At 65.6% G+C, this 25,589-nt stretch carries 20 protein-coding genes and 1 pseudogene; 10 read left to right on the forward strand and 11 right to left on the reverse strand.

Translation table 11 applies throughout. The features are described 5' to 3' along the window. Positions 1-9 precede the first annotated feature (9 nt). The gene (locus tag BM449_RS07845; RefSeq protein ID WP_071800763.1) at positions 10-1,263 is read left to right on the forward strand and encodes a type II secretion system F family protein; all 1,254 of its coding nucleotides are present in this window, start codon (positions 10-12) and stop codon (positions 1,261-1,263) included. On the opposite strand, the gene BM449_RS07850 is transcribed toward BM449_RS07845, so the two are convergent. Further along, complete coding sequence (locus BM449_RS07850; RefSeq protein ID WP_071800764.1) at positions 1,256-2,581, reverse strand: NAD(P)/FAD-dependent oxidoreductase; 1,326 nt, start codon at positions 2,579-2,581, stop codon at positions 1,256-1,258. The genes BM449_RS07845 and BM449_RS07850 overlap by 8 nt on opposite strands. 6 nt (positions 2,582-2,587) lie before the next feature. Here BM449_RS07850 and dusA point away from each other — a divergent pair, with 6 nt between their 5' ends. Then, on the forward strand, positions 2,588-3,592 hold the full coding sequence (dusA, locus tag BM449_RS07855; protein WP_071800765.1) for a tRNA dihydrouridine(20/20a) synthase DusA: 1,005 nt from the start codon (positions 2,588-2,590) through the stop codon (positions 3,590-3,592). A gap of 111 nt (positions 3,593-3,703) precedes the next feature. Here dusA and BM449_RS07860 read toward each other — a convergent pair. From BM449_RS07860 to BM449_RS07890, 7 genes and pseudogenes are all read right to left on the reverse strand, one after another. Next, positions 3,704-3,958: pseudogene (locus BM449_RS07860) on the reverse strand (RNA-binding protein); the annotation flags it as partial. A gap of 172 nt (positions 3,959-4,130) precedes the next feature. Beyond that, complete coding sequence (gene argH, locus BM449_RS07865) at positions 4,131-5,603, reverse strand: argininosuccinate lyase (protein ID WP_071800766.1); 1,473 nt, start codon at positions 5,601-5,603, stop codon at positions 4,131-4,133. A gap of 37 nt (positions 5,604-5,640) precedes the next feature. Next, positions 5,641-6,993: a GAF domain-containing SpoIIE family protein phosphatase gene (locus BM449_RS07870; protein WP_071800767.1), complete on the reverse strand. Its 1,353-nt coding sequence runs from the start codon at positions 6,991-6,993 to the stop codon at positions 5,641-5,643. Between the two features lie 151 nt (positions 6,994-7,144). Further along, complete coding sequence (gene ftsY, locus BM449_RS07875; protein ID WP_071800768.1) at positions 7,145-8,719, reverse strand: signal recognition particle-docking protein FtsY; 1,575 nt, start codon at positions 8,717-8,719, stop codon at positions 7,145-7,147. A gap of 22 nt (positions 8,720-8,741) precedes the next feature. After that, a complete protein-coding gene (nusB, locus tag BM449_RS07880; RefSeq protein WP_071800769.1) occupies positions 8,742-9,356 on the reverse strand; it encodes a transcription antitermination factor NusB in 615 nt (204 codons plus the stop codon). A gap of 29 nt (positions 9,357-9,385) precedes the next feature. Then, positions 9,386-10,138 (reverse strand): DUF502 domain-containing protein, encoded by a 753-nt coding sequence (locus BM449_RS07885; RefSeq protein ID WP_071800770.1) that lies wholly within the window; start codon positions 10,136-10,138, stop codon positions 9,386-9,388. Positions 10,139-10,208: 70 nt separating this feature from the next. Further along, positions 10,209-10,859 carry an HpsJ family protein gene (locus BM449_RS07890; protein WP_071800771.1) on the reverse strand — a complete coding sequence of 217 codons (651 nt, stop codon included), beginning with the start codon at positions 10,857-10,859 and terminating at the stop codon, positions 10,209-10,211. 95 nt (positions 10,860-10,954) lie between these two features. On the opposite strand from BM449_RS07890, the gene queG reads away from it, so the two are divergent. The 3 genes from queG (at position 10,955) to BM449_RS07905 (ending at position 15,393) form a co-directional block, all read left to right on the forward strand. Continuing rightward, positions 10,955-11,890: a tRNA epoxyqueuosine(34) reductase QueG gene (gene queG, locus BM449_RS07895; protein ID WP_071802088.1), complete on the forward strand. Its 936-nt coding sequence runs from the start codon at positions 10,955-10,957 to the stop codon at positions 11,888-11,890. 26 nt (positions 11,891-11,916) lie between these two features. After that, positions 11,917-12,849: a tetratricopeptide repeat protein gene (locus BM449_RS07900; RefSeq protein ID WP_071802089.1), complete on the forward strand. Its 933-nt coding sequence runs from the start codon at positions 11,917-11,919 to the stop codon at positions 12,847-12,849. Positions 12,850-12,927: 78 nt separating this feature from the next. Next, the gene (locus BM449_RS07905; RefSeq protein WP_071800772.1) at positions 12,928-15,393 is read left to right on the forward strand and encodes a DNA topoisomerase (ATP-hydrolyzing); all 2,466 of its coding nucleotides are present in this window, start codon (positions 12,928-12,930) and stop codon (positions 15,391-15,393) included. Here BM449_RS07905 and BM449_RS07910 read toward each other — a convergent pair. The 3 genes from BM449_RS07910 to BM449_RS07920 form a co-directional block, all read right to left on the reverse strand. Then, the gene (locus BM449_RS07910; RefSeq protein ID WP_083544467.1) at positions 15,338-16,759 is read right to left on the reverse strand and encodes a (Fe-S)-binding protein; all 1,422 of its coding nucleotides are present in this window, start codon (positions 16,757-16,759) and stop codon (positions 15,338-15,340) included. The genes BM449_RS07905 and BM449_RS07910 overlap by 56 nt on opposite strands. Positions 16,760-16,764: 5 nt before the next feature. Then, positions 16,765-18,735, reverse strand: a complete 1,971-nt coding sequence (locus BM449_RS07915) for an acyltransferase family protein (protein WP_071800773.1) — start codon at positions 18,733-18,735, stop codon at positions 16,765-16,767. Between the two features lie 102 nt (positions 18,736-18,837). Continuing rightward, positions 18,838-20,283, reverse strand: coding sequence for an NADP-dependent isocitrate dehydrogenase (locus BM449_RS07920; protein WP_071800774.1), 1,446 nt, complete (start codon positions 20,281-20,283; stop codon positions 18,838-18,840). Positions 20,284-20,437: 154 nt separating this feature from the next. Between BM449_RS07920 and BM449_RS07925 the strand changes: the two genes are divergently transcribed. The 5 genes from BM449_RS07925 to kdsA all read left to right on the forward strand — a co-directional run bounded on the left by BM449_RS07925 (position 20,438) and on the right by kdsA (position 25,575). Continuing rightward, entirely contained in the window at positions 20,438-20,893 is a 456-nt protein-coding gene (locus BM449_RS07925; RefSeq protein ID WP_071800775.1) for a hypothetical protein, read from the forward strand. A 97-nt stretch (positions 20,894-20,990) separates the two neighbouring features. Then, on the forward strand, positions 20,991-21,704 hold the full coding sequence (locus tag BM449_RS07930; protein WP_071800776.1) for a biliverdin-producing heme oxygenase: 714 nt from the start codon (positions 20,991-20,993) through the stop codon (positions 21,702-21,704). 54 nt (positions 21,705-21,758) lie between these two features. Further along, complete coding sequence (locus BM449_RS07935) at positions 21,759-22,817, forward strand: glycosyltransferase (protein ID WP_071802090.1); 1,059 nt, start codon at positions 21,759-21,761, stop codon at positions 22,815-22,817. Positions 22,818-22,942: 125 nt separating this feature from the next. Further along, on the forward strand, positions 22,943-24,685 hold the full coding sequence (locus BM449_RS07940) for an ABC transporter ATP-binding protein (RefSeq protein ID WP_233830572.1): 1,743 nt from the start codon (positions 22,943-22,945) through the stop codon (positions 24,683-24,685). 77 nt (positions 24,686-24,762) lie between these two features. Beyond that, a complete protein-coding gene (gene kdsA, locus BM449_RS07945; protein WP_071800777.1) occupies positions 24,763-25,575 on the forward strand; it encodes a 3-deoxy-8-phosphooctulonate synthase in 813 nt (270 codons plus the stop codon). Positions 25,576-25,589 lie beyond the last annotated feature (14 nt).

Genomic DNA, 25,589 nt, shown 5'->3' on the forward strand with positions numbered 1-25,589 from the left:
CGGATCGCCATGGCCGCCTTCCTCGCCACCTTCACCACACCCCGAGGAGTCACCAAGCAACTCCGGGTCACGGCGCACGACCTGGTCAGTGCCAAACGGGATCTGCGGCGTCGCGGCATCCTGGCTCGCTCGATTGTTCCGCTCACGGCCAGTTCCTCCGCTTTGGCCGCCAAAGGCAAGCCGGGCCATCGACTCCAGCTCGACCTCGGCAAAGTGTTCGAGGCCAGCCCCAGCGTTCGGGACAAGGCGCTGTTCGCGAACAAGCTCGCGGTGCTGATCGACTCGGGTGTGCCGATCGTGCGCAGCCTGACGCTGATGGCCAATCAGCAGAAGAAGCCCCTGTTTCGGCGATCGCTGGAGGCGATCAGCCAGAACATCAGCCAGGGCGAAAGCCTCAGCAGTGCGATGCGCCAGTGGCCCAAGGTCTTTGATCGGCTCAGTGTGGCGATGATTGAAGCGGGAGAAACGGGTGGTGTCCTCGATGAAACCCTCAAACGATTGTCGATTCTGTTGGAGCAAAATGCCAAACTGCAGAATCAGATCAAGGGAGCCTTGGGGTATCCGGTCGCCGTTCTGGTTATCGCGGTGGCCGTGTTCCTAGGGATGACGATCTTCCTGATCCCCACGTTCGCGACGATCTTCGATCAGCTCGGTGCCGAACTCCCTTGGTTCACCCAGATGATGGTTGGCATCAGTGCGTTGTTGCGCTCACCGTTTTCGATCTATTTGATCGGTGCCCTGATTCTGGCGGCCTGGTTGTTGCGTGGCTTTTACAAAACCCCGACTGGCCGCCGCAGGGTTGACGCTGCATTGCTGAAGCTTCCCCTGTTCGGCGATCTGATTCTGAAAACCTCCACGGCTCAGTTCTGCCGCACGTTCAGTTCCTTGAGCAAGGCGGGTGTTCCGATTCTCACGGCCCTTGAAATTGTGCGCGATACGGTCGGCAATGCGATTATTGCTGATGCAATCGCCTTCTCAAGTCAGGAACTCCAGAACGGGATTCCCTTGAGTGAGGCGCTCGCCCGAAAATCCGTCTTTCCAGACATGGCACTGAGCATGCTGGAAGTGGGAGAAGAAACCGGTGAAATGGACAAGATGCTCTCCAAGGTTGCCGATTTCTACGAAGATGAGGTTGCATCCACGGCAAAAGCGCTCACGGCCCTGCTGGAGCCAGCCATGATCGTGATTGTGGGCGTCATCGTGGCGGCCATTCTGCTGGCCATGTACATGCCGATGTTCTCGGTTTTCGACAAGATCAGGTAGGCGTTTCCCGGGTTGGCAACTTTCCTGTAGGCACCGCTGCCACCGCCTCAGTTGCAGCCGCTGCCGCAATCGCCTGGCCGGCCAGCCAGCCTGAGGTCCAGCAATGCTGAAAATTGAACCCACCGGTCACGCCGTCGATATCGAGCAGTTCCCCGGCGAAGAACAGCCCAGGTTGCAGGCGGCTCTCCATCGTGGCCATCGTCACCTCCCCCAGGTTCACTCCACCGGCGGTGACGAATTCCTCGCCGAAGGGGCCGCGGCCGCTCACCGCATAACAGCTGGCGCGCAGGGCCGTGATCAGGCGCCGTTGCTCGCTGCGGCCCAGGTCAGCCCAGCGCTTCTGCCCGCTCACGTCGTTGGCTTCCAGCAGATGGATCCAAAGCCGCCGGCTCAGTTCCGGCCACGGGCGCCAGTTGCACAGCAGCCGCTTGGCTTGCTCGATCCGGGCCGAGCTGAAGGCCGCCTCCAGCTCGGCGGCGGGCCTGCCGCCGCTCCAGTCGACCCGCAGCTGGGCGTGGTAGTTCTGCTCTTTGAGGGCACGGGCGGCGAAGGCGGTCAGCCGCAGGGTGGCCGGGCCGCTCAAGCCCCAGTGGGTGATCAGGGCCGTTCCCTGCTGCTCGAAGCGCTGGCCTGGCAGTAGCAGTTCCAGACCCACCGGGTCCATGACAACGCCGCTGAGCTCAGCTAGGGGGTTGGCGTCCAGCGCCAGGGTGAACAGCGAAGGCACCGGAGCCACCACCCCATGGCCCAGCTGGGTTGCCAGTGCCCGCCCGCTGGGGTGCCCGCCGGTGGCCAGCAGCAAGCGGCGGCTGCGCAGCTGGGCTTGTTGGCCGCGCTCCTGGCTGTGGGCCGGCAAGCGCAATTGCAACTCAAATCCCCCCTGCTCCAGGGGCTGGGCGCCCCGCAGGGCCGCGCCGCGCCAGACGCTGACCCCGGCGGCGGCGGCCGTCGCTTCCAGCAACGCGACCACGGAGCTGGAACGGTTGCTGCGCGGGAACAGGCGCCCATCGGGCTCTTCCACCAGCTCCAGGCCGCGGCTGGCAAACCAGGCCAGGGTGTCGCCGGCGGCAAAGCGACTGAAGGTTCCGCGCAGGGCCTTGCTGCCCCGGGGGTAATGGCCCACCAGCGCTCGCGGATCCCAGCAGCCATGGGTGACGTTGCAGCGGCCACCACCACTGATCAGGACCTTGCCGAGTGGCTGCAGGGTGGCTTCAAGCAGCAAGACTCCTTTGAGCCCCCTCTCCGCTGCTGTGATGGCAGCCATGTAGCCGGCCGGACCACCGCCGGCCACCACCAGGGACTGATCAAAAGGCAGCATGGGTGGATGGGAGAGGGGCACGGTCAGCCGACGGCGACAGCCGCGTATCGCTTCAGTGTGGCGCCGATGATGGACTGCACCGATCGCCACTTCCGGGTGTTGATGCGGCAGATCACTCGCCACAGCCTTCTCTACACCGAGATGGTGGTGGCGCAGGCCCTGCACCACGGCCGTCGCGACAGCCTGCTGGATTTCGACCCCTGCGAAAAGCCCCTCGCCCTCCAGGTTGGCGGTGACGATCCCCGCCTGCTCGCCGAAGCGGCCCAACTGGCAGCGGCCTGGGGGTATGACGAGATCAACCTGAACGTGGGCTGCCCAAGCGAGCGGGTGCAGAAGGGGCGCTTCGGCGCCTGCCTGATGGCTGAGCCTGCCCATCTGGCCCGCTGCGTCGAGGCGATGGCCCAGGGGCCCCTGCCGGTGACGGTGAAACACCGGATCGGCATCGACGACCAGGATTCCTACGCCGAACTCCTGGCCTTCGTGGACACCCTGGCTGCCGCCGGCGTCGCCCGCTTCAGCGTCCATGCCCGCAAGGCCTGGCTCTCGGGCCTTGATCCCAAGCAGAACCGCACGATTCCGCCGTTGCGTTACGACCTGGTGCACCGGCTTAAGCGCGAACGACCGGAGCTTCTCTTTGAGCTCAATGGCGGTCTGCTGGAGTTGGCCGACTGTCAGGCCCAGCTGCCGCATGTGGATGGGGTGATGGTGGGTCGTGCCGCCTATGACCACCCGCTGCGCTGGGGGAGCGTGGATCGGGAACTGTTCGGGGTGGCTGACCACCAGGCCGCGTTGGCCTCGGCGGTGCTGCGCGGCCTGATTCCCTACGTCAGCCGTTGGTGTGAGGGCGGCGGCCGGCTCTGGCCGATCGCCCGTCACCTGGTGCACTTGGTGGAAGGTGTGGCTGGTGCCCGCCACTGGCGGCGTCAGCTGGGGGAGGCCGCTGGTGTGCGAACGGCCGGGCCCGAAGTGCTGGAGCAGGCCGCTGTGACGCTGGAGCAAGCAGGCCTCTAAGGCGGTTCGCCACCGGCCTTCACGGCTTGCTCAGAGGGGGCGACTGCGGTCTTCCCAGCCCACGCTGCCGCGCTGGTAGCGCGGACGGGGGCCTCCATCCACCGGCTCAGGGCGCGGCGCGGCTCCCCGGGGCTCCGCCTTGTTGATGCGCAGGGGACGACCCATCAGCTCTGCGGCCTGCAGGGCCTCAATGGCCCGGTTTTCGCTGGCCGGCTCCGCCATCTCGACAAAGGCGAAACCGCGCTTGCGGCCGGTTTCCCGCTCTACAGGCAGGTTGCAGCTGGCAATGGCGCCAAAAGGAGCAAACAGTTCGGCTACATCACTCTGCTCTGCATGAAAGGGAAGATTACCTACGAAAATACTCACGACAGGAAGGGATTGAATAGATCAGCAGTTGATGCAAAATGCTGCTGCGAAGCGAAATAAAGCTGACTCAAAAATATGAATTCCTCAATCAAATTCATTATCCAGATTCATCGTCTGATGATTTTAAGGCCGATCTGCAAAGCCAGCAGGTTCTGGATCAAAGATTTAAGAATCAATCCCTGATCGGTGGTTGCTCGCCAGTGGTCCCGGGGCCGAGCCGCACGCGGGCGAGGCGAACCTGCTCCTTCACCTGGGCAAATCCGGTGCCCCCTTCGCTGCGACGGGCCGCCACCACCTGGCGCGGGGCGATGGCGGCGTAGAGGTCGGCGGCAAAGGCCGGATGCAGCAGCTGCCAGCGCTCCAGGGGCAGGTCGCGCAGCAGCACCCCTTCGCCCAGGCAGGTTTTCACCACACCGCCGACCAGCTGGTAGGCCTCCCGGAACGGCACCCCCCGGGCGACGAGATAATCGGCCACATCGGTGGCATTGGAGAAATCGGCCGCCACGGCCTGCTCCAGCCGCTCGGGGCGGAAGCTGATGCCCTCCTCGATCAAAATCGCCATCGCTTCGAGGCAATCTTCGGTGGTGCGGACCACATCGAAGAGGGCTTCCTTGTCTTCCTGGAAATCTTTGTTGTAGGCCAGGGGCAGGCCCTTGATCATCGTCAGCAGGCCCTGGAGATGGCCGAACACCCGCCCGGTCTTGCCGCGCACCAGCTCCGGCACATCCGGGTTCTTCTTCTGCGGCATCAGGCTGCTGCCGGTGGCGCAACGGTCGGTGAGCCGCACGAAGCTGAACTCCTCGCTGGCCCAGAGGATCACCTCTTCAGCCAGGCGGCTGAGGTGCACCAGGATCAGGCTGGCGGCGGCGCTGAATTCGACGGCGAAATCGCGATCGCTGACCGCGTCGAGGCTGTTGGCGTAGAGGCTTTCAAACCCCAGTTCGGCGGCGGTCTGGCGCCGGTCGATCGGGACGGGGGTGCCGGCCAGGGCCGCGGCGCCCAGGGGGCAGATGTTCACCCGCCGGCGCACGTCGGCCAGCCTCTGTCGGTCGCGCTCGGCCATCTCCAGGTAGGCCATCAGGTGGTGGGCCAGGCAGAGAGGCTGGGCCCGCTGCAGATGGGTGTAGCCGGGGATCAAGGTGTCGGTGTGGGCTTCGGCCTGCAGCAGCAGGGCCAGCTGGAAGCGCTCCAGACCTTGATCGATCCCGTCGATCTTCTGGCGCAGCCAGAGGCGCAGATCGGTGCCGACCTGATCATTGCGGCTGCGGCCGGTGTGCAGCTTCTTGCCCAGCGGGCCGAGCAGCTCGATCAGGCGTCGCTCCACCGCGAAGTGGACGTCCTCCGCTTCCAGGCCAGGGTTGAAGCTGCCGGCGGCCGCCTCGGCCCGCACCGCCTCAAGCCCGGCGATCAGGCCGTCGGCCTCAGCGAGGCTGATCACACCGCAACGGCCCAGCATGCGGGCATGGGCGATCGAGCCATCGAGATCCTGGGGAAGCAGGGCGAGATCGAAGCCGATCGAGGCATTGAAGCGCTCGATCGCCGGATGCAGGCCCTGCTCGAAGCGGTCGCTCCAGCCGCTGCTGCTGCCTGTGGTTCCGCTGCCAGTGCTCAGCCCTGCCTCCGCTGAGGAAATCTCCCCTTCCATCCAACTCCGTTGCGGCCCTGGGGCTCAGCTTGACGCATCAGCCGGGCAGGAAGGGAAGCCTCACTTCGTCGCGCACTTTCAGCACCACCATCGAGGCATCGTCATCGAGTTGGTGGCCAGCGCCGACGAAGCGATCCAGGCGGGCGAACAGGCGATCAAGGATGCCCTGGGCAGGCAGACCGGACCGGCTGGCGGATTGCAGGCATTGGATCAGCCGGTCTTCATCGAAGCGCTCCCCGCCCGGGCCGGCGGCTTCACTGACCCCATCGGTGTAATAGAGGATGACATCTCCGGGTTCGAGCACCACCTGCTGGCAGCCATAGTCCGCTTCGAGCTGCAGGCCGATCAGCAGGCCGGGGGCATCGAGCCGCTCGACCCGGTAGCCCTCGCGACGACAGATCAGTGGTGGATTGTGGGCCGCGTTGGCATAGCGCAGCACCCGGGTGAGTGGATCGAAATCGGAATAGAACAGCGTCACGAACCGATGCGAATGGGCCAGGTCTTCCTGGGCCAGCGCGTTGAGGTCGTGGAGGATGCGATCGGGCGGCAGACCGCTGAGCACCTCGGCCCGCAGCATGCCGCGCAACAGGGTCATCAGCAGGCCGGCCGGCACACCCTTGCCCATCACATCGCCCATCACCAGGGCCCAGGGCGAGGTTTCCCGCTGACGGCCGAAATGCTGGGGGTGGGTCGGGATGAAGTCGTAGTAGTCACCGCCCACCTGGAAGGCCGGCCGGCAATGGGCTGCCAGCTCGATCCCCTCGATCACCGGGCAATCGTTGGGCAGGAGCTGGGCCTGGATTTCCGCGCCCGTACTCAGCTGGCGATCGAGCCGTTCATGGCGGCGGCTGTCCTCCTGCAGCCATTCACTCTCGATGGCCACAGCGGTGAGGTCGGCCACCAGCTGGATGTGACGGCGATGGCTGTCGCTCCAGCTCAGGCCCTGGCTGGAGCCGAACACGTACAGCCGTCCCCACGGGTGGTTGCGGGCCACGACCGAGGTGCCGAACACCTGGGTCTCACCCAGCAACATGCCGACGTCCCGATCGAGCCGCAGGGCCACGGCTTCCTCTGCCGCTCCTTCCACTGGGGGTTGATTCGCCGGGGAGTGATGGGCCCTTGGCTGATCGGCCAGGCTGATCAGCTGTCGCAGCAGGTCGTGGCTGCGCTCCGGCGGCGAGGCCTGGAACTGCTCCTTCCAGAGGCGCCCATCGGCATGGAACGGCACCAGCAGGCTGCCCTCGGCTCCCACCAAGCGAGCGCTCACCAGTGGCACCAGCTCCAGAAACCGATTCAGATTGGTGAAACTGCGCAAGGCAAAGCCAAGCGAGGCAAGGAGTTCCTGGTTGCGGCTTTGTTCCCGGCTGAGGCTCTCGAGCAGCTGGCGCATCGAGGCCGTTGCCGTGAGCGAGGGATGCGGCCGAGGCGGCGGGGGTGGCACCCGTGGCGACGGCGCTCGGCTCAACGGGGCTCACCCCTTGGGTCGCGCAGGTTAGCAAGGTTTATTTGGGGCCCTGAGGCTGCTGCGTTCACCTGGTGGCTCAGGTCGCCAGCAGCGCTTCAACGAATTCGAAGCTGTTGAACGGCCGCAGATCACCAATGCCTTCGCCGGCGCCAACAAAGCGGATCGGCAGACCGGCTTCCGAGGCCACCGCCAGGGCCACGCCGCCGCGGGCGCTGCCGTCGAGCTTGGTGAGCACCACGCCGGTGAGGCCGGCGGCGCTCGCGAAGGCCATCGCCTGGCGCAAGCCATTCTGACCCTGGCTGGCATCAAGCACCAACAGCGATTCCACCGCCGCCGAAGGCGCCAGCCGGTCGATGATGCGCCGCACCTTGGCCAGTTCTTCCATCAAGTTGTGCTTGGTCTGCAGCCGGCCGGCCGTGTCGACAAGCACCAGTTCGGTGCCCTTGGCCTGGGCGGCCCCGATCGCATCGAACACCACGGCGGCGGGATCGGCGTTGGCGCTGGGGTTGGCGATCACCGGCACGCCGCTGCGCTCTCCCCAGACCGTGACCTGCTGCACCGCGGCCGCGCGGAAAGTGTCGGCGGCGGCGATCAGACAGCTGTAACCGCTGCGCACCGCCAGGTTGGCCAGCTTGCCCAGGGTGGTGGTCTTGCCGACCCCGTTCACGCCCACCAAAAGCCAGACATTGAGCTGATCCCGCTGGGGGGCCAGCAGGCTCTGGCCACTGGCGGTGATCGGTTGCTCCAGCAGGCCGCGCAGCTGCTCCTTGAGGAAACGGAAGCCCTCGGCAGGATCAACCACCTCGATGTTGAGCCGCTGGCGCAGGGCCTCCAGCACCTGATCGGTGGCCTGCACCCCGACATCGGCCCGCAGCAGGAGGGTTTCCAGATCGTCGAGAACCTCGGGCGTGAGTGGGTCATCGCCGAGGGTGTCGAGCAACTGGGAGACAAAGCCCTGGCGGGATTTCTCCAGCCCACGGCGGAGCCGGCTCAGCCAGTCGATCTCCTCAAGCGACACCTGATCGACGCGGCGCCCCTGGGCGGCCAGCACCTCGGCCGACCAGCTGAACTCGGCATCGAAGCTGCCCAGCTGGAGTTGGGGGGCTTCCGCTCCGGTGGTGGCGGCTGGCCTGGCGCTGGGAACAGCAGTGCTGGATTGGGAGGCCCCGGGTTCAATCGGGTCTGGCAGGAGTTCTGGGGCCTGCAGCTCGGACTGGCGTTGCTGACGCGCCGCCGCCGCCTGCTCCAGGAGCGACAGACCGGTCGCAGGTTTCTGGTCTGGCTCGGCGCTGGCGGGCTGGGTGGATTGGGGAGGCTGCTGCGGGGGAAGAGCGCCCGTGCGTTCTGGGGCCAGCTCAGCGGCTGGAGGGGTTGGGCTGGGTTCCTGCTTGGCCTGTTGCTCGGCCTTGAGTCGGGCGTAGGCCTGGCGCGCCCAGTCGAGGGCGTCCTGATCAACTCCCCCAGCCGCCAGCTCTGGCTCTAGCGGCGCCGGCGCGGCCAGCGGGGCGGCCTGGGAGGGTGCCTCCACGGCTGTCTGGCTGGCCTGCTTGGCTATCTGACTTGGCTCGGGGCTGGCCGGCTCAGCCTGATCGGCAGGACTTGCAGGCTCCGCAGCTGGGGCAGCTCTTCGTTTGAACCAGTCGAAGACCATGGCTTGCTCAGGAGCGCGGAGTTCAGGCGGCCGTGGTGATCAGACGCCGCAGGACGCCATTGATCATCCGCCGGCCCTGGTCGTCGCTGTAGCGGTTGGCCAGCTCCACCGCTTCATTGCAGGCCACCGCCGCTGGCGTGCCAAAGCTGTAGAGGTCGACAGCAGCCAGGCGCAGGATGTCGCGGTCGATGCGGGGCAGCCGGGTCAGGCGCCAGCCCTCCATCACGCCATCGAGGCGCTGATCGAGATCGTCGCGTCGTTCCAGCACGGCCCGGGCCCGATCGAGGGCTCCGCGACGGATCTCCTCCTGATCGGCGAGCATCAGCAGGCGAGGCAGTTCCAGGCTCGCCGAGAGGCGGTTGAGGGCTTGCTCGGCATGGGCCAGACCGTTGCGCAGGTGTTCGCGTACCCGGGGGATCTGGGCTTCGCCATCGATCAGTTCGCTGTCGAGCAGTTGCTGCTGGGCGTTCTGCAACTCCAGTTCCGAGCTGTCGAGCGTTTCACGCACGTGCTGATTGAGGCTGGCCAGGGCCTGACGCAGCAGGTGGTCGAGGGGAAGATCGGCCGGCGGCAGGCGGTCGCTGATCTGGCCGAGCATCAGCAGGGCCAGTTCTCGGGAGACGGATCGACTCTGCATCAAGAGGTTAGGGAAGGGCTTGAGCGGACTCAGGCCTTGGTCGGGGGGGTGGAGGAGAAGACAGGGGCGCGCAACTGGGCCAGAAGGCTGGAAAAACTGCGGCTGGCCTTGCCGGCGCGATCATCATCGGGGCTGACGATCCCCGCCGAGATGATGGTGCGGAAAGCTTCTTCAACCGAGAGGTCGATGTCGCGCACGGAAGGTTCGGGCACCACCGCATACCAGCCGGTGGTGGGGTTGGGTGCCGTGGGGATGAACACGCTGAGCATGGGTTCGGGGAATCCGCTCTGCAGGGCTGCGCCCATTACCCCGGTGACAAAGCCGATCGCAAACAGCCCCTCGCGCGGGTATTCCACCAATACAACCCGACGGAAGCGGGTGGAATTGTCCCGAAAGACGGTTTCGAGCAGCTGCTTGAGGGTTTTGTAGACGGAGCCGGCCAGGGGAATGCGCTGCAGGGTTCCCTCGCCGAAATCAAGCAGCCAGCGCCCAACAATGTTCCGCGCCATCAGACCGATCAGCAGGATGGCCAGCAGCGGCACCGACAGGCCAACTCCCAGGTTGATCAGGTCCTGGAGGAGCGGATTGAGGGTGTTGAACGGGTTGAACTGTTTCGGAATCGTGGTCAGAAAGGCCAGCACGAAACGGCTGAGCGTGGTCGCCAGCCAGATCGTGGTCGCCAAGGGGATGACCACCAGAAGCCCGGCGATCAGATCGTTCTTGAGGTCCTGCCGCAAGCGCCCTGCCAGGAGTTGATCAGATCTCGGACTCGATTCAACCAACGGTGGAGTCCGGCAGACCGGCGTTCAGAAAACTGGCACCAACTTAGCCAGCCATCGACTGGAGTGTTCCTTACAGGACAGCGGCCAGGGCCACCAGGGTGAAGGCGATGGTCAGGGCGATCGCGGCTGCCGTGCCTCCGTAGAGACGCTGGTTCACGGCAATGCCGCTGGCCCGTTCCTCCTGTTGGAGTTGCTGCTCCATCTGCTGGAGCTGGCGGTCGATGAAACCGCGCGCCGCCTCAAGTTTCTGCTCGGGGGTGGCTTGGGCTGGAACCTGTCCGGCCTGTTCGGCCTGCTGGACGAGTTGCTGGATCACCTCCGGATTCTCGCTCTGCTGCTTGGCCATCTCGAACTGGCTGCGTCGGGCGGCCAGGGCCTGCTCGTTCTGGGTCGTGAGCTCTCCGTCACCCGTGATCGTCAATGGCACCGCCACGGCGAGGGCGACGGCCAGCACGGCGGCCAGCGCCATCACCAGCCAGCGCAGCGGTGTGCGTGTCTGATCGGGATGGTCGAGGCGGGAGCCGAACAGCATCAATAACAGTCCCACCAAGGCCATGGGCGCCTGGCTGATCAGCCGCTCCAGCACCACCTGAACGAAGGCCGGCTCGTCCCAGTTGCCAAGGGCGGCGACGGCCATCACCTGGAAAAGCAGCAGCACGACCAGAGTGAGGCCGAGCCAACGCAGCAGATAGCCGAGACGTCCGGAGGTTGCAGTGGTCACAACAAAATGAATGGTGTACGGGAACTTTACGGATGAGCTCGGAGCCCCCCCAGCCCCGGCCAGCCAGCAGTGCCCCCGGCGGCGCCACAGAATCGATGGCGGCCCTGGCCTTGGCTCTGAAGCGGGAAGCGGCTGCCCTGGGGTTTGAGCCGGTCGGTATCGCCGCCGTGCCAGGCGGGGAGAGGTTGCAGCTGCGCACCGCCTCGCTGCAACGCTGGCTGGCGGCAGGCCATCAGGCCACGATGACCTGGATGGCCGACCCCAGGCGACAGCGGATCGAGGACCTGCTGTCGGGGGTGACCAGCCTGCTGGCGGTGGGGCTGAATTACCACGTGGCCGTGGAGCGGGCACCAGGCAGCCTGGCGGTGGCGCGCTACGGCTGGGGCCGCGACTATCACCGGCTGATCGATGGCCGCTTGCGTCGGTTGGGCCGCTGGCTGGAGCGTCAGCGGCCGGGGGTGCGCTGGCGTGTCTGCGTCGATAGCGCACCGCTGCTGGACAAGGCCTGGGCCGAGCAGGCTGGTCTGGGCTGGATCGGCAAGAACGGCAACGTGATCCACCGGCGTCGGGGCTCCTGGTTCCTGATCGGCCACCTGCTCACCAACCTGGAGTTACCGGCCGATGCTCCGGCCGAACCCCTCTGCGGCAGCTGCAGCCGCTGCATCGATGCCTGCCCCACCGGCGCCATTGCCGAACCGTTCGTGGTGGATGCCCGCCGCTGCATCGCCTTTCACACGATCGAGAACCGCGATGCGCGCTTGCCGGCGGAGATCAGCGCCGCGATGGGCCCTTGGGTGGCCGGTTGCGACATCTGTCAGGACGTCTGCCCCTGGAACCACCAGCCTTTGATCAGCAGCAGCGATCCCGATCTGCAACCGAAGCCGTGGATGCTCGATCTGAAGGCCGAGGAGGCCCTGGGCTGGAGCGATCAGCACTGGGACAGTCAACTGCGGGCCTCCGCCCTGCGCCGCATCAAGCCCTGGATGTGGCGCCGCAATCTGCTGGCTGGCCGCGGCGGTTTCGGCCCCTAGGCTGAATTCTGAAACGAATGGCAGCCATGGCACCGCGCTGGATGCAAACTCTGGCGGCTGCGCCCCTGGCCCTGAGTCTGGCCATGGCCGGGGTTGTGCTGCCGGCCGCGGCGGCGCGTGCCCTGGTTCCCTACACCTTTTTGCCCAGTTCCAAGGAACTGGAATCTGCTGGTTTAGGCATTGCCCAGGCCGCCTCTCGCCTGTTGCGTCTCGGCCAGGCCGAAGATGCGGCCCGGCTGGCCAGCCTCACGGTCCAGTTGCTGCCGGACGATCCCCGGGGCTGGGTGTTACTGGCCGAGGCGCAGTTGCGCAGCGACAATCCGGCCCTGGCCAGCATTTCCCTGGCCAGGGCCAAGGAGCTCGACCCCCGCAATCCCGGCATCTGGTTCGCCCAGGGCTCGATCGCCTTGCGACAAGGCCAACCGGAGCAGGCAGTCGGCCTCCTGCAACAGGGCCTGAAATTCGATGGAAAGAACGCCGGCGCCTACTTCGATCTGGGCAACGCCCACCTGCTGCTGAGCAATCCCAACGGTGCCCTGGCCGCCTTCGGGCGCGCCTCGGAGCTGCGCAAAGACTTCTGGGAGGCGATCAACAACCAGGGCCTGGTGCTCTACGAGCTGGGCCGGCGTGACCAGGCGATCGAGCGCTGGCGCCGTTGCCTGAAGATCAATGCAACGGCCGCTGAGCCGATGCTGGCCCTGGCCACGGCCCTGCACACCGGCGGCGGTTCCGCCCAAGAGGCCCAGCGGCTGGCCAGCGAAGCCCTGGCGATCGAGCCGAACTACGTGCTCGATGCCTATCAGAAAGAACAGCTTTGGGGGGAGCGTCTGCGCCTCAGCGCCCAGACCCTGCTCAGCCAGCCGGAGCTGAAGAGTGCCGTTGACCGAGCGAACGCCAATGCCACCGGCAGCACCGATTCTGGAGAAGAGGCTGGCGAGGGGGGCTCCCGGAACGAGTAAGCGAGCCCCAGGCCGGCCCAGCCCACCCAGACGTGATCTGTAGGCTGAGCCCCTTCCGCCCCAAGACACCAGACCCGGATGGCTGAGGAGCGCGTTCTGCCGATTGCTCTGCATCAGGAGATGCAGCGCTCCTACCTCGAGTACGCCATGAGCGTGATCGTGGGCCGGGCCCTTCCCGATGTGCGCGATGGGCTCAAGCCGGTGCAACGGCGCGTCCTCTTCGCGATGCAGGAGCTGGGGCTCACCCCCGATCGGCCCTACCGCAAGTGCGCCCGGGTGGTGGGTGATGTGCTCGGCAAATACCATCCCCACGGCGACCAGGCTGTCTATGACGCCTTGGTGCGGATGGCGCAGACCTTCTCCAGCCGTCACCCGCTGCTGGATGGCCACGGCAACTTCGGCTCGGTCGATGACGATCCGCCGGCGGCGATGCGCTACACGGAGATCCGGCTGGCCCCGATCGCCAACGAGGGCCTGCTCGACGAAATCAGCAGCGATACCGTCGATTTTGCGCCGAATTTCGACGCCTCCCAGCAGGAGCCCACCGTGCTGCCGGCCCTGCTGCCCTTCCTGTTGCTCAACGGCTGCACCGGCATTGCCGTGGGCATGGCCACCAGCATTCCGCCCCACAACCTGGCCGAGGTGGTGGAGGCCCTGATCGCCCTGATCCGCAACCCCGAGCTCAGCGATGACAAGCTGCTCGAGCTGGTGCCCGGACCCGATTTCCCCACCGGCGGTGAGGTCCTCACCGGCAGTGGTGTGCGGGACACCTATCTCAACGGCCGCGGCAGCATCCCGATGCGAGGCGTGGCCCATATCGAGGAGATCCAGCCGGGCAAGGGGCGCCACCGCCGCGGTGCCGTTGTGATCACCGAGCTGCCCTATCAGCTCAGCAAGGCGGGCTGGATCGAGAAGCTGGCCGATCAGGTCAACGACGGCAAGATCGGCGGCATCGCTGACATTCGCGATGAAAGCGACCGCGACGGCATGCGCGTGGTGGTGGAGGTGCGCCGCGACGGCGATCCCGAAAAGGTGCTGGGCGAGCTGCAGCGCCGCACCGCCCTGCAGAGCAATTTCGGCGCGATCCTGTTGGCCCTGGTGGACGGCCAACCGCGCCAGCTCAGCCTGCGCCAGCTGCTCCAGCACTTTCTGGAGTATCGGGAGCACACGATCATTCGCCGCACCCGCCACGCGCTCAAGCGCACCGAAGACCGCCTCGAGGTGGTCGAAGGCTTGATCCGGGCGCTGGATTCCCTGCCTGAGGTGATCGAGCGGATCCAGGCGGCCACGGATGCGGCGAGCGCCAGGGCCAGCCTGCAGGTCCACCTCGAATTAACGGAACGCCAGGCCGAAGCGGTGCTGGCGATGCCGCTGCGGCGGCTCACCAGCCTGGAGCAGGACGGCCTGCGCAAGGAAGCCGGCGAACTGGCCCAGGAACGGGAGCGGTTGCGTCACCTGCTCGACGACCGCCAGTCGCTGCTCGACGCGATGGTGGTAGAGCTCAGGAGCCTGAAGAAGCGCTTCGCCACGCCCCGGCGCACCCGCCTGGTCAGTGGTGGTGATGCCCTGGTGGCCCAGCGGGCTGCGGCGATTCGGCCTACCACCGAACTGCAGCGCCAGCAGGCCCTTAATGCCCTGCCGCCTGACGGTCGCCTGCTGATTCAGGCCGACGGTCAGCTGCGCATCCTCGGTCCCCAGATGCTGGGCCGCCTCCACCTCGACGAGGCAGCGCCGATCGGCGAGCACCCATCCCCAGCCCGGCTGATCCTGCCGATCGCGGCCAAGCCGGCCCTGCTGGCCTTTAGTGCCACGGGCAAGGTGGCCATGCTGCGCTGGGAGTTCGCCGCCCAGCAGAACGGCGGCATTGAAAAGTTCCTGCCCGAGAGCCTGGGCGGTGATGGCGTCCGCCAGTTGTTGCCGCTGGGCAAGAAACCGCAGGGCAGCCTCGGGCTGCTCAGCAGTGATGGCCGCTTCAAGCGCCTGCCGATCGAAACATTTCTGGAGCTCTCCGGCCGCGCCGCCACGGTGCTGAAGCTCAAGGACGGGATCGAGCTCTGCCGGGTGGTCGAGTGCCAGGAGGGGGAAGACCTGCTGGTGGCCAGCAGCACCGGCCGGATGCTGCGCCTTGTGGTCAACGACGCCACCGTGCCGCTGATGGGCAAGACGGCCCAGGGGCCTGTGTTGATGCGCTTGTTGCCGGGAGAAACAATCGTCGGAGCCGCCTCGGTTTCAGCGGATGGCGACGTGCTTCTGGCCAGCCGGCATGGCCAGATCAAGCGCCTGCAGGTCAAGAGTCTGCGCTTGTGTGAACGGGGCGATCTCGGCCAGATCGGCCTGCGCTTCGAGCGCCGCGACGATGTGCTGGTGGATCTGCAGGCCGCCACGGCGGCCGTGGTGGCGGCCGTGATGGTGGGCGGGCGCAGTCTGCGGCTGAAGGTGGCGGACCTGGAGCGGCAGGGCAGCTCGGGCTGCGGCCAGCCATGTGCGCTCAAGCCGGGAGAAATCCTGCAGGAACTGGTGCCGCTGCTCGAGTCGCCCGCCTAGAGGTTCCCTCCCCGCCGCTGAGCTCCAGCAGTTGCACGGGATGGAGCACCTCGATCGGGCGGGCTGTGCCGCCCATGTGTTGGCGGATCTGGAGGCTGCAGCCGATGTTGCCGCTCACGGCCAGTTCGGCGCCGGTGTTGCTGAGGTCGGCGGCTTTGATCCGCCCCAGCTCGGCGGCTTCGTTGGGTTGCACCAGGTTGTAGATGCCGGCACTGCCGCAGCACACCCCAGCTTCCACCGCTTCGAGGAGCTGCACATGGGGGATCTGACGCAACAGACGCCGGGGTTGGTCGCGCAGGCCCTGGCCGTGGATCATGTGGCAGGCGTCGTGATAGGCCAGGCGCAGGGGCCGCTCCGCCGTCGCCGCTGTGCCGTCGCTGTGCCGGAGCGGCTGGAGCTGGGCGGCGAAGTGTTCGCTCAGTCCGACCCGATCGAGGAATTCCTGCACATCGGCCACCCGATCGGTGAAGGCTCCGGCGCGGGCCGCCCAGGCGGGGTTGCCGGCCAGCAGCTCGTCGTATTTCTTGAGGGTGTGGCCGCAGCCTGACGCCGTGACCAGCACGGCATCGAGGGGTTCGGGTCCCGCGGCTTTGCCCGCGCCGACCACGGCCTCGAAACAGTCGATCAGATCTTTGGCCAGACCCTGGGTCTGCTCCAGCTCTCCCTGGTGATGGGTCATCGCGCCGCAGCAATTCTGGTCGGGCGGAATCACCACTTCAATGCCGTTGGCGCTGAGGACGCGCACCGCCGCGCTGGTCACCGCCGGATCGAACAAACGCTGCACGCAGCCCAAGACCAGTCCCACCCGATAGCGCCGCGGACCGGTGGCGGGCACCACCAGCGGGTAGGGATCGCTGAACGCCTCTGCGCTCAGCGGCGGCAGCAACCGTTCCATCGCCGCGATCTCTGGCCCGAACAGGCGGGTGAGTCCGCTGCGTCTCGCCAGATCCTGCAGGGGGCTGCCGGCGTAAAGCCGCAGCGGCTGCAGCACGGCCCGCAAGCGCTTGGGGTAGGGCAGCAGGCGGAACAGCAGGGCGCGGAAACTGTTCTGCCAGGGGCTACGCAGCTCCGGGGCATTCAGCTTCGGCCGCGTGGCTTCGATCAGTTCGTCGTAGCGCACCCCCGACGGGCAGGCGCTGACGCAGGCCAGGCAGCCCAGACAGGAATCGAAATGCCCCGCCACCGTGGCATCGAGGGCCAGCTCTCCAGCTTCGATCGCCTTGAGCATGTGGATCCGCCCCCGCGGCGAATCCATCTCCGTGCCCAGCACCCGGTAGCTGGCGCAGCTCGGCAAGCAGAAACCGCAATGGATGCAAGGGTCGGTGGCGCTGAGGCTTCCAGCGGCGCCGGCAGATGAACAGCTCATGGTTCTCAGTTTGCCTGGCTCGCGTCCAGCACCGGTTGCTCCAGCCGCCGCACCGCTGTGTCGGTGAGATGGTCGTCGTCGGCCAGCAGCTTGCGCAGATCGACGAGCGTGCAGCCCTGCGGGCAGATCCAGGGCATCGGATCGATGAAGCGCACGCCAGCGGGCAGCGATTGGCTCAGTTGAGTGTTGATCTGCTCGGCATTGACGGCTTCCTGCTGGAGCGCCTCCAGGCAGGCCGGGTTCCAGTCACCCGGGCGGAACCATTCCGGCAGGCAGGTGTCCCGCCCAACCAGCCGCGGCCCCGCCCCGATCACGATCACCCGCAGGCCCTTGGCCTCGGCCCTGGCCGAGAACGTTTGCAGGGCCTGGGCATAGATCGTCACCTTGGCGTTGGTGCCTTGGATCGGCTCGCCGGCAGGATCGAGGAAGCCATCACGGCTGGCCTGCACATCTCCACCCAAGTGGCTCAGCTGATAGGCCGCGATCAGCACGGCGTCGCCGGGCCGGGCCTCGGCAAGAATCCTCTTGGCAATTTTTCGCTGGAAGCGGGCACAGCCAGGGTCGAGATGGCCGTGGGCTGTGGCCGGGAACGGACAGCCGGCCTTGGCCAGCAGCGTGATGCCCAGGCCTTGCTGGTGCAGGTCAGCGGCCAGGGGAATCAGGGCTGCGGCGTGGCTGTCTCCGACCACGAAGAGGGTGCTCCCCTGGGTGGTCTCGGGCGGAGCCGAGCAGGTGCGGAAGAGCGCGCCGATCTGGTTGGTCTTGGGTTGTGCCTTGCGGTTGACCAGACAATCCGAGGATGTGATGGATGTGCCGGCGATGCGCTGCTTCTGCCGTTGCTCCGACAACGTGGCCGGCCGCTGGCCTGCATAGAGAGAGCTGCCGAGCTCGCCGCTGATCAGCAGCAACAGCAGGGCTGCAACGGCGGCATTGATGCCGAAGCCGATCAGGAGGCTTCGGATGCTTCGGGTTACCCATGGCTTGGCGCCCAACGGAGTTTCGATCCAGCGGTAGGAGAGTTCGGCCAGCCCCAGGATCAGCAGCAGCTGGAACGGCACACTCCAGGCGTGGATGCCGATCGTCCAGCGGCTGAGGGCAATGACGCTCCAGTGCCAGAGGTACAGCGAATAGGAGATCACCCCGAGGCGCAGCAGCGGCGGCCAGTTCAGGACCCGTCCCAGGGGCGATTCCTGCTGCAGGGTTGTGATCAGGGCGGCGGTGGCCGCCACGCTGACCAGCATCGGGATGGGAGCGGCGTCCTGTGGCGCCAGGGTCACCCCGATCAGGGCGGCCAAGGACCCCCAGGCCACCCCGTTGCGGATGCCGCTGGCCTGGTCCGGAGTTCCGCGCTGGCTCTCCCCGGCGGTGGCCAGCAGGCAGCCCAGCGCCAGTTCCCAGACCCTGGCGCCTGGCAGGAAGAAGGCGGCGGATGGATCCAGCTGCCTCTGGATCAGGAACAGCAGGAACGAAAGCGCGGCCACGACGGCCATCGCCAGGCGGAAACGCCGGCGACCCGGAGCGCCTGCTCGCCCGAGGCCGAGCTGCCAGGCCGCCAGGGGAAAGATCAGATAAAACTGATAATCAACCCCTAGATACCAGGTCTGGGTGAAGGTGTTCAGCAGCCCACTGCTGCCGAAGTAATCCGTGGCCTCCTGATAGAGGAACACGTTGGAGCTGCCCACCAGCGCCAGAAGACCGGTCCAGAGCGAGGCGGTGGGATCGGGAACCACCAGGCAGGTCAGCAGGGCTGTGACAACCACACAGATCGCCAGGGCCGGCACCAGCCGCTGAATGCGCCGCCGGTAGAACTCCAGCAGAAAGGCCCCCCGATTGGCGGCGGCTCGCTTCTTCTGGATGGAACGCGTGATTACATAGCCGGAGATCACGAAAAAAACGTCAACCCCGATGAAGCCGCTGGGTAACAGCGCTCCGTTCAGGTGATTGACGATGACGGCGATGATCGCGACGGCCCGCAAGCCGTCGATTTCGCCTTTGCGGCTGCTCTGGTGCTGGGTCTCCCTGATCGCTGCAGTTCCATGGGAGTGCGACCTTACCCAAGGTGGGTTGGCTGGCCTGACTCAGCTGTCGAAGTGCTGGATCACCGCCTCAGCGAAGCCTGAGCAGCTCACCGGCTCCAGCCGTGGCTCCATCAGTCGGGCGAGGTCGTAGGTGACCTGGCCACTAGCGATAGCGGCGCCGAGGCCTGCTGTGATCAGGTCGGCGGCCTCCTGCCAGCCCATGAACTCCAGCATCATCACGCCCGAGAGGATCACCGAGCCGGGATTGATCCGATCGAGGCCCGCATGTTTGGGTGCTGTGCCGTGGGTGGCCTCAAAGATCGCGGCGTGATCACCGATGTTGGCTCCCGGTGCCATGCCGAGGCCGCCTACCACCGCGGCAGCGGCATCGGAGATGTAATCGCCGTTGAGGTTGAGGGTGCACAGCACCGAATACTCCTGGGGCCGGGTCTGGATCTGCTGGAAGATGCTGTCGGCGATTCGGTCATCGACCATCACCATCTGTTTCCACTTGCCGCCGCCGTGGCTGGCGCCGATCGCCGCGATCACCCCGTCCACCTCCGCATCGATCGCCGCTTTCTTCTCCGGGGTGAGACTGTCGTAGCCAGGTTCGATCAGGCGGGCATTGGCCTCGGCACTGAGTCCGGGATCCTGGTCCAGGTTGCCAAGAATCCAGCTTTCCCGCTCGGTGATGCACTGATCACGGAATTCGCTGGTGGCCAGTTCATAGCCCCAGTCACGGAAGGCCCCTTCGGTGAATTTCATGATGTTGCCCTTGTGCACCAGGGTCACGTGGCGCTTGTTGCCCTCCAGGCCCAGAGCGTGCTGGATCGCCTTGCGCACATGGCGCTGGGTGCCGTTCTTGCTGACAGGCTTGATGCCGATGCCGGAGCCGGCAGGGATGCGGCGCTGGCCCAACTTGCCGTTGGCCGGAATCACGGTGTCGTTGAGGTGGGCGATCAGTTCGACGCAGACCGGATCATCGGCGGCCCACTCGATCCCCATGTAGATGTCTTCGGTGTTCTCCCTGTAAACGATCACATCGAGATCCTCGGGCCGTTTGTGCGGGCTGGGGGTGCCGGCGTAGTAACGGCAGGGGCGCACACAGCAATAGAGGTCGAAGATCTGGCGCAGGGCCACGTTGAGCGAGCGGATGCCACCGCCGATCGGGGTGGTCAGCGGGCCCTTGATGGCCACGCCGTAGGCCTCGATCGCCGTCAGGGTGTCCTGGGGCAGGTATTGATAGGTGCCGTAGAGCTCGCAGGCTTCGTCGCCGGCGAACACCTTGAACCATTCGATCCGGCGTTCGCCGCCGTAGGCCCGCTCCACCGCCGCATCGAGCACCCGCTGGGTGGCGGGCCAGATGTCGACGCCGGTGCCATCGCCGCGGATGAACGGAATGATCGGGTCGCTGGGCACCACGGGCTTGCCGTTCTCGAAGCGGATGGCGGTGCCGCTGCTGGGGGCGGTGAGCTTGTCGTACTGGGCGGTAGAGGCGATCACCATTGGGCGGTCAAGCGGGGTTGGAGGCGGCAACCAGGGAATGACCCGTGGTTGATTGACGACCATGGCTCACGGCGGCCGCGAAGACGCTGCAGCATGAATCGGTCGGCGGAGCCTAGGTTCAGCCCGATCTGCTTGTCTGCTCAAGGGAAACGCCATGAATGCGGCAGACCTGGCCCGCAGTCCTGAAATGGCCCAGGCCATCGCCTCGGCGGCCGCCCTGTTCCGCCTCCACTTCCCTGATGCCCGCGCCAATCTCACCCCCTGGCGCGACGATCCCCTCACCCGTGAATTCCGGGAGGAGGAATCGGTGGACCTGGCCTTTCATTTCCCCGGCTGGAGCCCCCGCCTCCAGTGCCGCAGCCTGCTGATTCAGCTGCGGCTGAGTGAAGCCCCCGCCCAGGCCGGCAGCGGCGGCAAGCCCCGGCTGCTCGGCGTGTTGATCAGCGGCATGACGTTTCAAGGGGAGCAGTGGCGCCTGGCCACCGTGGGCGACTGGCAACCCAGTGGCCCCCACCCGCCCCAGCCGGAAGTGGCCCAAACGCTCCAGCAGATCTGCCGGCAACTGTTCGATCTGCTGGCCCGCGGTCCGGCCGCTGAGTCTGGCCGCTGAGCCCAGCCAGGCTGCGTAACCCTTCGCAATCAACTTCAGACCCCAAGGGCCCAGGAGGCCTACCGTTTTCGTCTGTACCAACGACACCCAAACGGCGATGAGTGTTGCCCTTGCTTCCCAGTTGCGTGAAGGCACCAAGAAGGCCCACACGATGGCCGAGAACACCGGCTTCGTCACCTGTTTCCTCAAGGGTGTGGTCGATAAGAGCAGCTACCGCAAGCTTGTGGCCGATCTCTATTTCGTGTATTGCGCCATGGAGGAGGAAATCGGCAAACTCAAGAGCCATCCGGTTGTGGGCCCGATCGCCAGCGACGCGCTCAACCGTCGCTCGTCCCTTGAGGCCGATCTGGAATTTTATTTCGGCTCTGACTGGCGCAGCACCGTTCAGCCCACCTCCGCGGCCCAGGAGTATGTGGCCCGGCTGCATCAGGTGGCCCAAGAGACACCCGAGTTGCTGGTGGGCCATCACTACACTCGCTACATCGGCGATCTCTCCGGTGGTGTGATCCTCAAGAACATTGCCCAGAAGGCGATGAATCTGGGCGAACACGAGGGATTGCGGTTCTACGAATTCGACGCCATCCCCGATGAGAAGGTCTTCAAGGCGGCCTACCGCCAGAGCCTCGATGCCCTGCCGATTGATCAGGCCATGGCCGATCAGATCGTGGCGGAGGCCAACCATGCCTTCCACCTCAACATGACGATGTTCCAGGAGCTGGAAGGCAACCTGGTGGCGGCGATCGGCAAACTGCTGTTCGGCTTCCTCACACGCCGTCAACGCGCCGGCAGCACCGAGCCCGTGGTGGCTTGAGTTCGGTAGCGGCCAGGGCCTGAGCCAGAGTTGGTGGCGATCGAGCCAGCTCCCTTGCGCTATCTCCGCTTTCTGGTTCCTGGCACCACAGGTCGTTTCCGCTGTGGTGGCCTTCAGGTGGAACTCCAGACAGCGCAGCTCACCGCTGGGCTGGTTCCCACCGAGCTGGTCACCTACCGGCAACGGGAACCGGGCCGCCCCTTCCTCGCTGACCTGCTGCGTGGCGAGCCTTCCCCGGGCGAGGCCCTCTGGATCGTCAGCTGGGGTTTTGATGTGCCGCAGCTGCTGCGCCGGCTGAAAGGGCGGCCGGTGGCGTATCACGCCCACAGCAGTGGCTATGGCTTTGACCTCCCGCCCGGAGTGCCGGTTCTGGCGGTGAGCAAGAATACTCTGGGTTATTGGGGAGACCGGGCGCCCCGCAATCCCCTTTTCCTTGTGCCCAATGCCCTGGAGCCCCAGTGGCTGCAGCGCGGAGCGCGCCAGCCGGATCAGGTCGCTGCGGGGTCTCGGCCCATCGACGTGCTGGTGCAGGAGCGCAAGAGCAGTGCCTATGTGCTGGATCGGCTCGCGCCTGCCCTGCGGGGCCGGGGCCTGCGGGTGGAGGTCCAGCGCGGCTGGGTGGAGGATCTTGTCGAGCTGTGCAATGGCTCCACCGTGGTGCTCTACGACTCCGCCGATTACTGGCGCGGGCGGGGCGTCAGCGAGGGTTTCGGGCTGCCGCCGCTTGAGGCCCTGGCCTGCGGCTGCGTCGTGTTCAGCAGCCTCAACCATGCCCTGGCTGACAGTCTCGATCCCTCCCTGCTCGGCCATCAGATCGGTTGCGGGACACTCGAAGCCGATCTGGAGCGGATCGAGGCGGCCGTGGCCGACCCAGCCGCCTGGCTTCCGCAGCCGGCGCGGTTGAAAGCCCTGCTTGAGACCTGCTCAGAGCCCGTGCTGCGCCGGCGCTGGCAGCGGGCCTTGACGGCGATCGATGCCCATTGGAACCGCATCCTTCTGGATCAGGCCTTGGCTCTGCGCTCACTACCGGTGTGGAGATTGCGGCTGGACCAGGTCCGGGGGCGGCTAAAGCGCTGGCTGCTTAGGCGCAGGAATGGTGGCCGTCTCCCATAGGGTTGGGTTGAACGTTTGAGTCCGTCAGGCGATTGAACCCGCTCTTGAAGAGCCGGACCTACCGACAGCTGCGCACCCTGCTCACGTTCTTGCCTCAGGAACGCATCAGACAGCTGAAAATTCTGGTGCCACTGTCGATTCTTCCGGGCCTGATCGACCTGGCTTCTGTCGGCGTGATTGCCCGATTGATGGGCGCGCTTGTCGGCCGCCCGCTCGAAGATCGCATCCCTGGGGTGCGCGTTTTCGGGGGTGATCAGGTCGATCAGAGCCTCTGGCTGATTCTGTTGTTTGCCCTGCTGGCCTGGGCGGCTTCGTTCAGCAAGCTGGCTCTGCAGTTCTTTCAGCAGCGCCTCACCGCAAGGGTATGGATCGATCTTTCGAACAAGATCCACGCCAATGTCTTGGCACAGAATTATGAATATCATCTCTCTAGGAGCACGGCCAAACTATCGGCGATGCTGCTGAGCCATATCAAGAAAACATCTAACTCCGTGGTGAATCCACTGCTGAGGATGTTTGGCAGCGTCTTCTCGATTCTGTTGCTTTCCTTGGGTGTTTTGGTGATTGGCCGCTGGGCGGCTGTTGTGCTGATCGTGTCGTTGGTGGGCTCCTACCTGGTGCTCTCCCAGTTGATCACCCCCTATCTGCGCCATGCGTCTAAGCAGAAGCTGCGGCTGGAAGCCCGTACGGCCCACATTCTGCTGGAGTCGCTCGGCTCGATCCGCGACATCAAACTCACCGGTTCGGAGGCTTTTTTCCGCAAAGGGTTCATCGAAACCGGTGAGAAAGCCAAGGAATATGCCTGGTCGGCATCCTTGCTGCCGGTGGTTCCACGCTTTTTGATTGAACCGTTGGGGATCACCCTTATTTTTGCAGTTGGTGCTGTTCCCGCCCTGCTCAACGGCAACCGCTCCAGCATCACCGAGATCATCCCCTTCATCTCCTCGCTGGCCATTGCCGCCCTGCGCCTCACCCCACCGCTGCAGGAATTCTTCAGTTCGCTCAATCAGCTGCGTGGAGGGCTGCCGGTGATCGACAAGACCATTGAGTATCTGACCCTTCCAACTGGAAGTCCCGTGCTTGGTGACCTCGGTGTACCCACCCCCAAGGGGGTGATGCCCGCGCGCACAATCGGCCTCGAGGATGTCTGGTACGCCTACCCCGGCGCCCACGACTGGGTGCTCAAAGGGATTGATCTCACCATTCCGGTGGGCTCGCGTGTGGCCTTCGTGGGGGCCACCGGTAGTGGCAAGACCACCACCGCCCAGCTCCTTCTGGCCTTGCTGAGCCCGGGGAAAGGGCACCTCTCCCTCGATGGCATTCCTGTTTCCAGCTTTGACGTGCCGGCCTGGCAGGGATGCTGCTCTCAGGTGCCGCAGTTCATCAACTTGCTTGATGCCAGTGTGATCGAGAACGTGGCGTTTGGCCGCCACGCCGATGAGACCGATCAGGACTCAGTCTGGGCGGCGCTGGAGGCGGCCCAGCTCGATGAATTTGTCAGCGAACTTCCCTACGGACTCCATACCCCCATTGGCGAAAATGGACTGCAGTTGTCTGGTGGCCAACGTCAGCGGCTGGCGCTGGCTCGTTCGTTTTATCGGGGTTCCGAGTTTCTCCTGCTGGATGAGGCCACCAGCGCGCTTGATAACCGTACGGAGAGTGATGTGATTGAAGCCCTCGATGTGATCGGCAGGCGCTGCACCACCGTGGTGATCGCCCACCGCCTCTCCACGGTGATGCGCTGCGATCGGATCTATGAGTTTGATAAGGGCAAGATCAAGGCGTTCGGTAGCTTCCGCGAGTTGTTGGAACGCTCCGATTCCTTCAGGGATCTCGCCTCGCTGGAACGCAAACTCGTTCAATCGTGACTGCCGGCCTGACCCGCTGACACAGCATCTGTTTTGTTGAGCTCCACCCTCCATCCCCCGACTCCCCGTTTGCACCGATGACCTTCACCCTGATCGCCGGTCCCTGTGTGATCGAGAGCCCTGAGCTGGTCTTCGAGATCGCCGAAAAGGTCAAGGCGATCACTGATCGCCTGGGCATCGATTACATCTTCAAGGCCAGTTTTGACAAGGCCAACCGCAGTTCGGGGGGCTCCTTCCGCGGACCCGGCGTTGCTGCAGGGCTTGATGTGCTGGCTGAAGTGAAACGGCGCTTTGGCCTGCGCGTGCTCACCGACATCCACGAGAGCGTGCAGGCGGCCCCCGTGGCAGAGGTGGTCGATGTGTTGCAGATCCCGGCCTTTCTCTGCCGCCAGAGCGACCTGCTGATCGCGGCCGCTGAGGCCACCCGCGGCACCGACAAGGTGATCAACGTCAAGAAAGGTCAGTTTCTCGCTCCCTGGGACATGGCCCAGGTGGTGGCGAAGCTCCGGCAGGCCGGCGCTCCCGAGATCTGGCTGACGGAGCGGGGCAACAGCTTTGGCTACAACACCCTGGTGGTGGATTTCCGCAGCCTGCCCCAGCTCAGGGATCTGGGCTGTCCGGTGATTTTTGATGCCACCCATTCGGTACAGCAGCCCGGTGGTCAGGGCACGAGCAGCGGCGGCCAGCGGGAATTCGTGGCGCCCTTGGCCCGCGCCGCCGTGGCCGTGGGCGTGGATGGTTTGTTCATGGAGGTCCACCCCGATCCCGAGCAGGCCCTCAGCGATGGTCCCAACATGGTGCCCCTGCATCGCCTCGAAGCCCTGCTGGAGCAGCTGCTGGCGATCCGGGCGCCGCTCCAGCAGGGGCCGCTGGCGCCCAGCACGCTCTAAGCATCCGGCAGGCT

The sequence above is a fragment of the Synechococcus sp. SynAce01 genome (assembly GCF_001885215.1).
Lineage (GTDB): Bacteria > Cyanobacteriota > Cyanobacteriia > PCC-6307 > Cyanobiaceae > Regnicoccus > Regnicoccus frigidus.

What these genes read in the sequence shown, in the direction of transcription:
- BM449_RS07845 (WP_071800763.1), top strand. Translation starts at nt 10, where the DNA reads ATGGCCGCCTTCCTCGCCACCTTCACCACACCCCGAGGAGTCACCAAG.
- BM449_RS07850 (WP_071800764.1), bottom strand. Translation starts at nt 2,581, where the DNA reads ATGCTGCCTTTTGATCAGTCCCTGGTGGTGGCCGGCGGTGGTCCGGCC.
- dusA (WP_071800765.1), top strand. Translation starts at nt 2,588, where the DNA reads ATGGGAGAGGGGCACGGTCAGCCGACGGCGACAGCCGCGTATCGCTTC.
- argH (WP_071800766.1), bottom strand. Translation starts at nt 5,603, where the DNA reads ATGGAAGGGGAGATTTCCTCAGCGGAGGCAGGGCTGAGCACTGGCAGC.
- BM449_RS07870 (WP_071800767.1), bottom strand. Translation starts at nt 6,993, where the DNA reads ATGCGCCAGCTGCTCGAGAGCCTCAGCCGGGAACAAAGCCGCAACCAG.
- ftsY (WP_071800768.1), bottom strand. Translation starts at nt 8,719, where the DNA reads ATGGTCTTCGACTGGTTCAAACGAAGAGCTGCCCCAGCTGCGGAGCCT.
- nusB (WP_071800769.1), bottom strand. Translation starts at nt 9,356, where the DNA reads ATGCAGAGTCGATCCGTCTCCCGAGAACTGGCCCTGCTGATGCTCGGC.
- queG (WP_071802088.1), top strand. Translation starts at nt 10,955, where the DNA reads ATGGCGGCCCTGGCCTTGGCTCTGAAGCGGGAAGCGGCTGCCCTGGGG.
- BM449_RS07900 (WP_071802089.1), top strand. Translation starts at nt 11,917, where the DNA reads ATGGCACCGCGCTGGATGCAAACTCTGGCGGCTGCGCCCCTGGCCCTG.
- BM449_RS07905 (WP_071800772.1), top strand. Translation starts at nt 12,928, where the DNA reads ATGGCTGAGGAGCGCGTTCTGCCGATTGCTCTGCATCAGGAGATGCAG.
- BM449_RS07910 (WP_083544467.1), bottom strand. Translation starts at nt 16,759, where the DNA reads ATGAGCTGTTCATCTGCCGGCGCCGCTGGAAGCCTCAGCGCCACCGAC.
- BM449_RS07920 (WP_071800774.1), bottom strand. Translation starts at nt 20,283, where the DNA reads ATGGTGATCGCCTCTACCGCCCAGTACGACAAGCTCACCGCCCCCAGC.
- BM449_RS07925 (WP_071800775.1), top strand. Translation starts at nt 20,438, where the DNA reads ATGAATGCGGCAGACCTGGCCCGCAGTCCTGAAATGGCCCAGGCCATC.
- BM449_RS07930 (WP_071800776.1), top strand. Translation starts at nt 20,991, where the DNA reads ATGAGTGTTGCCCTTGCTTCCCAGTTGCGTGAAGGCACCAAGAAGGCC.
- kdsA (WP_071800777.1), top strand. Translation starts at nt 24,763, where the DNA reads ATGACCTTCACCCTGATCGCCGGTCCCTGTGTGATCGAGAGCCCTGAG.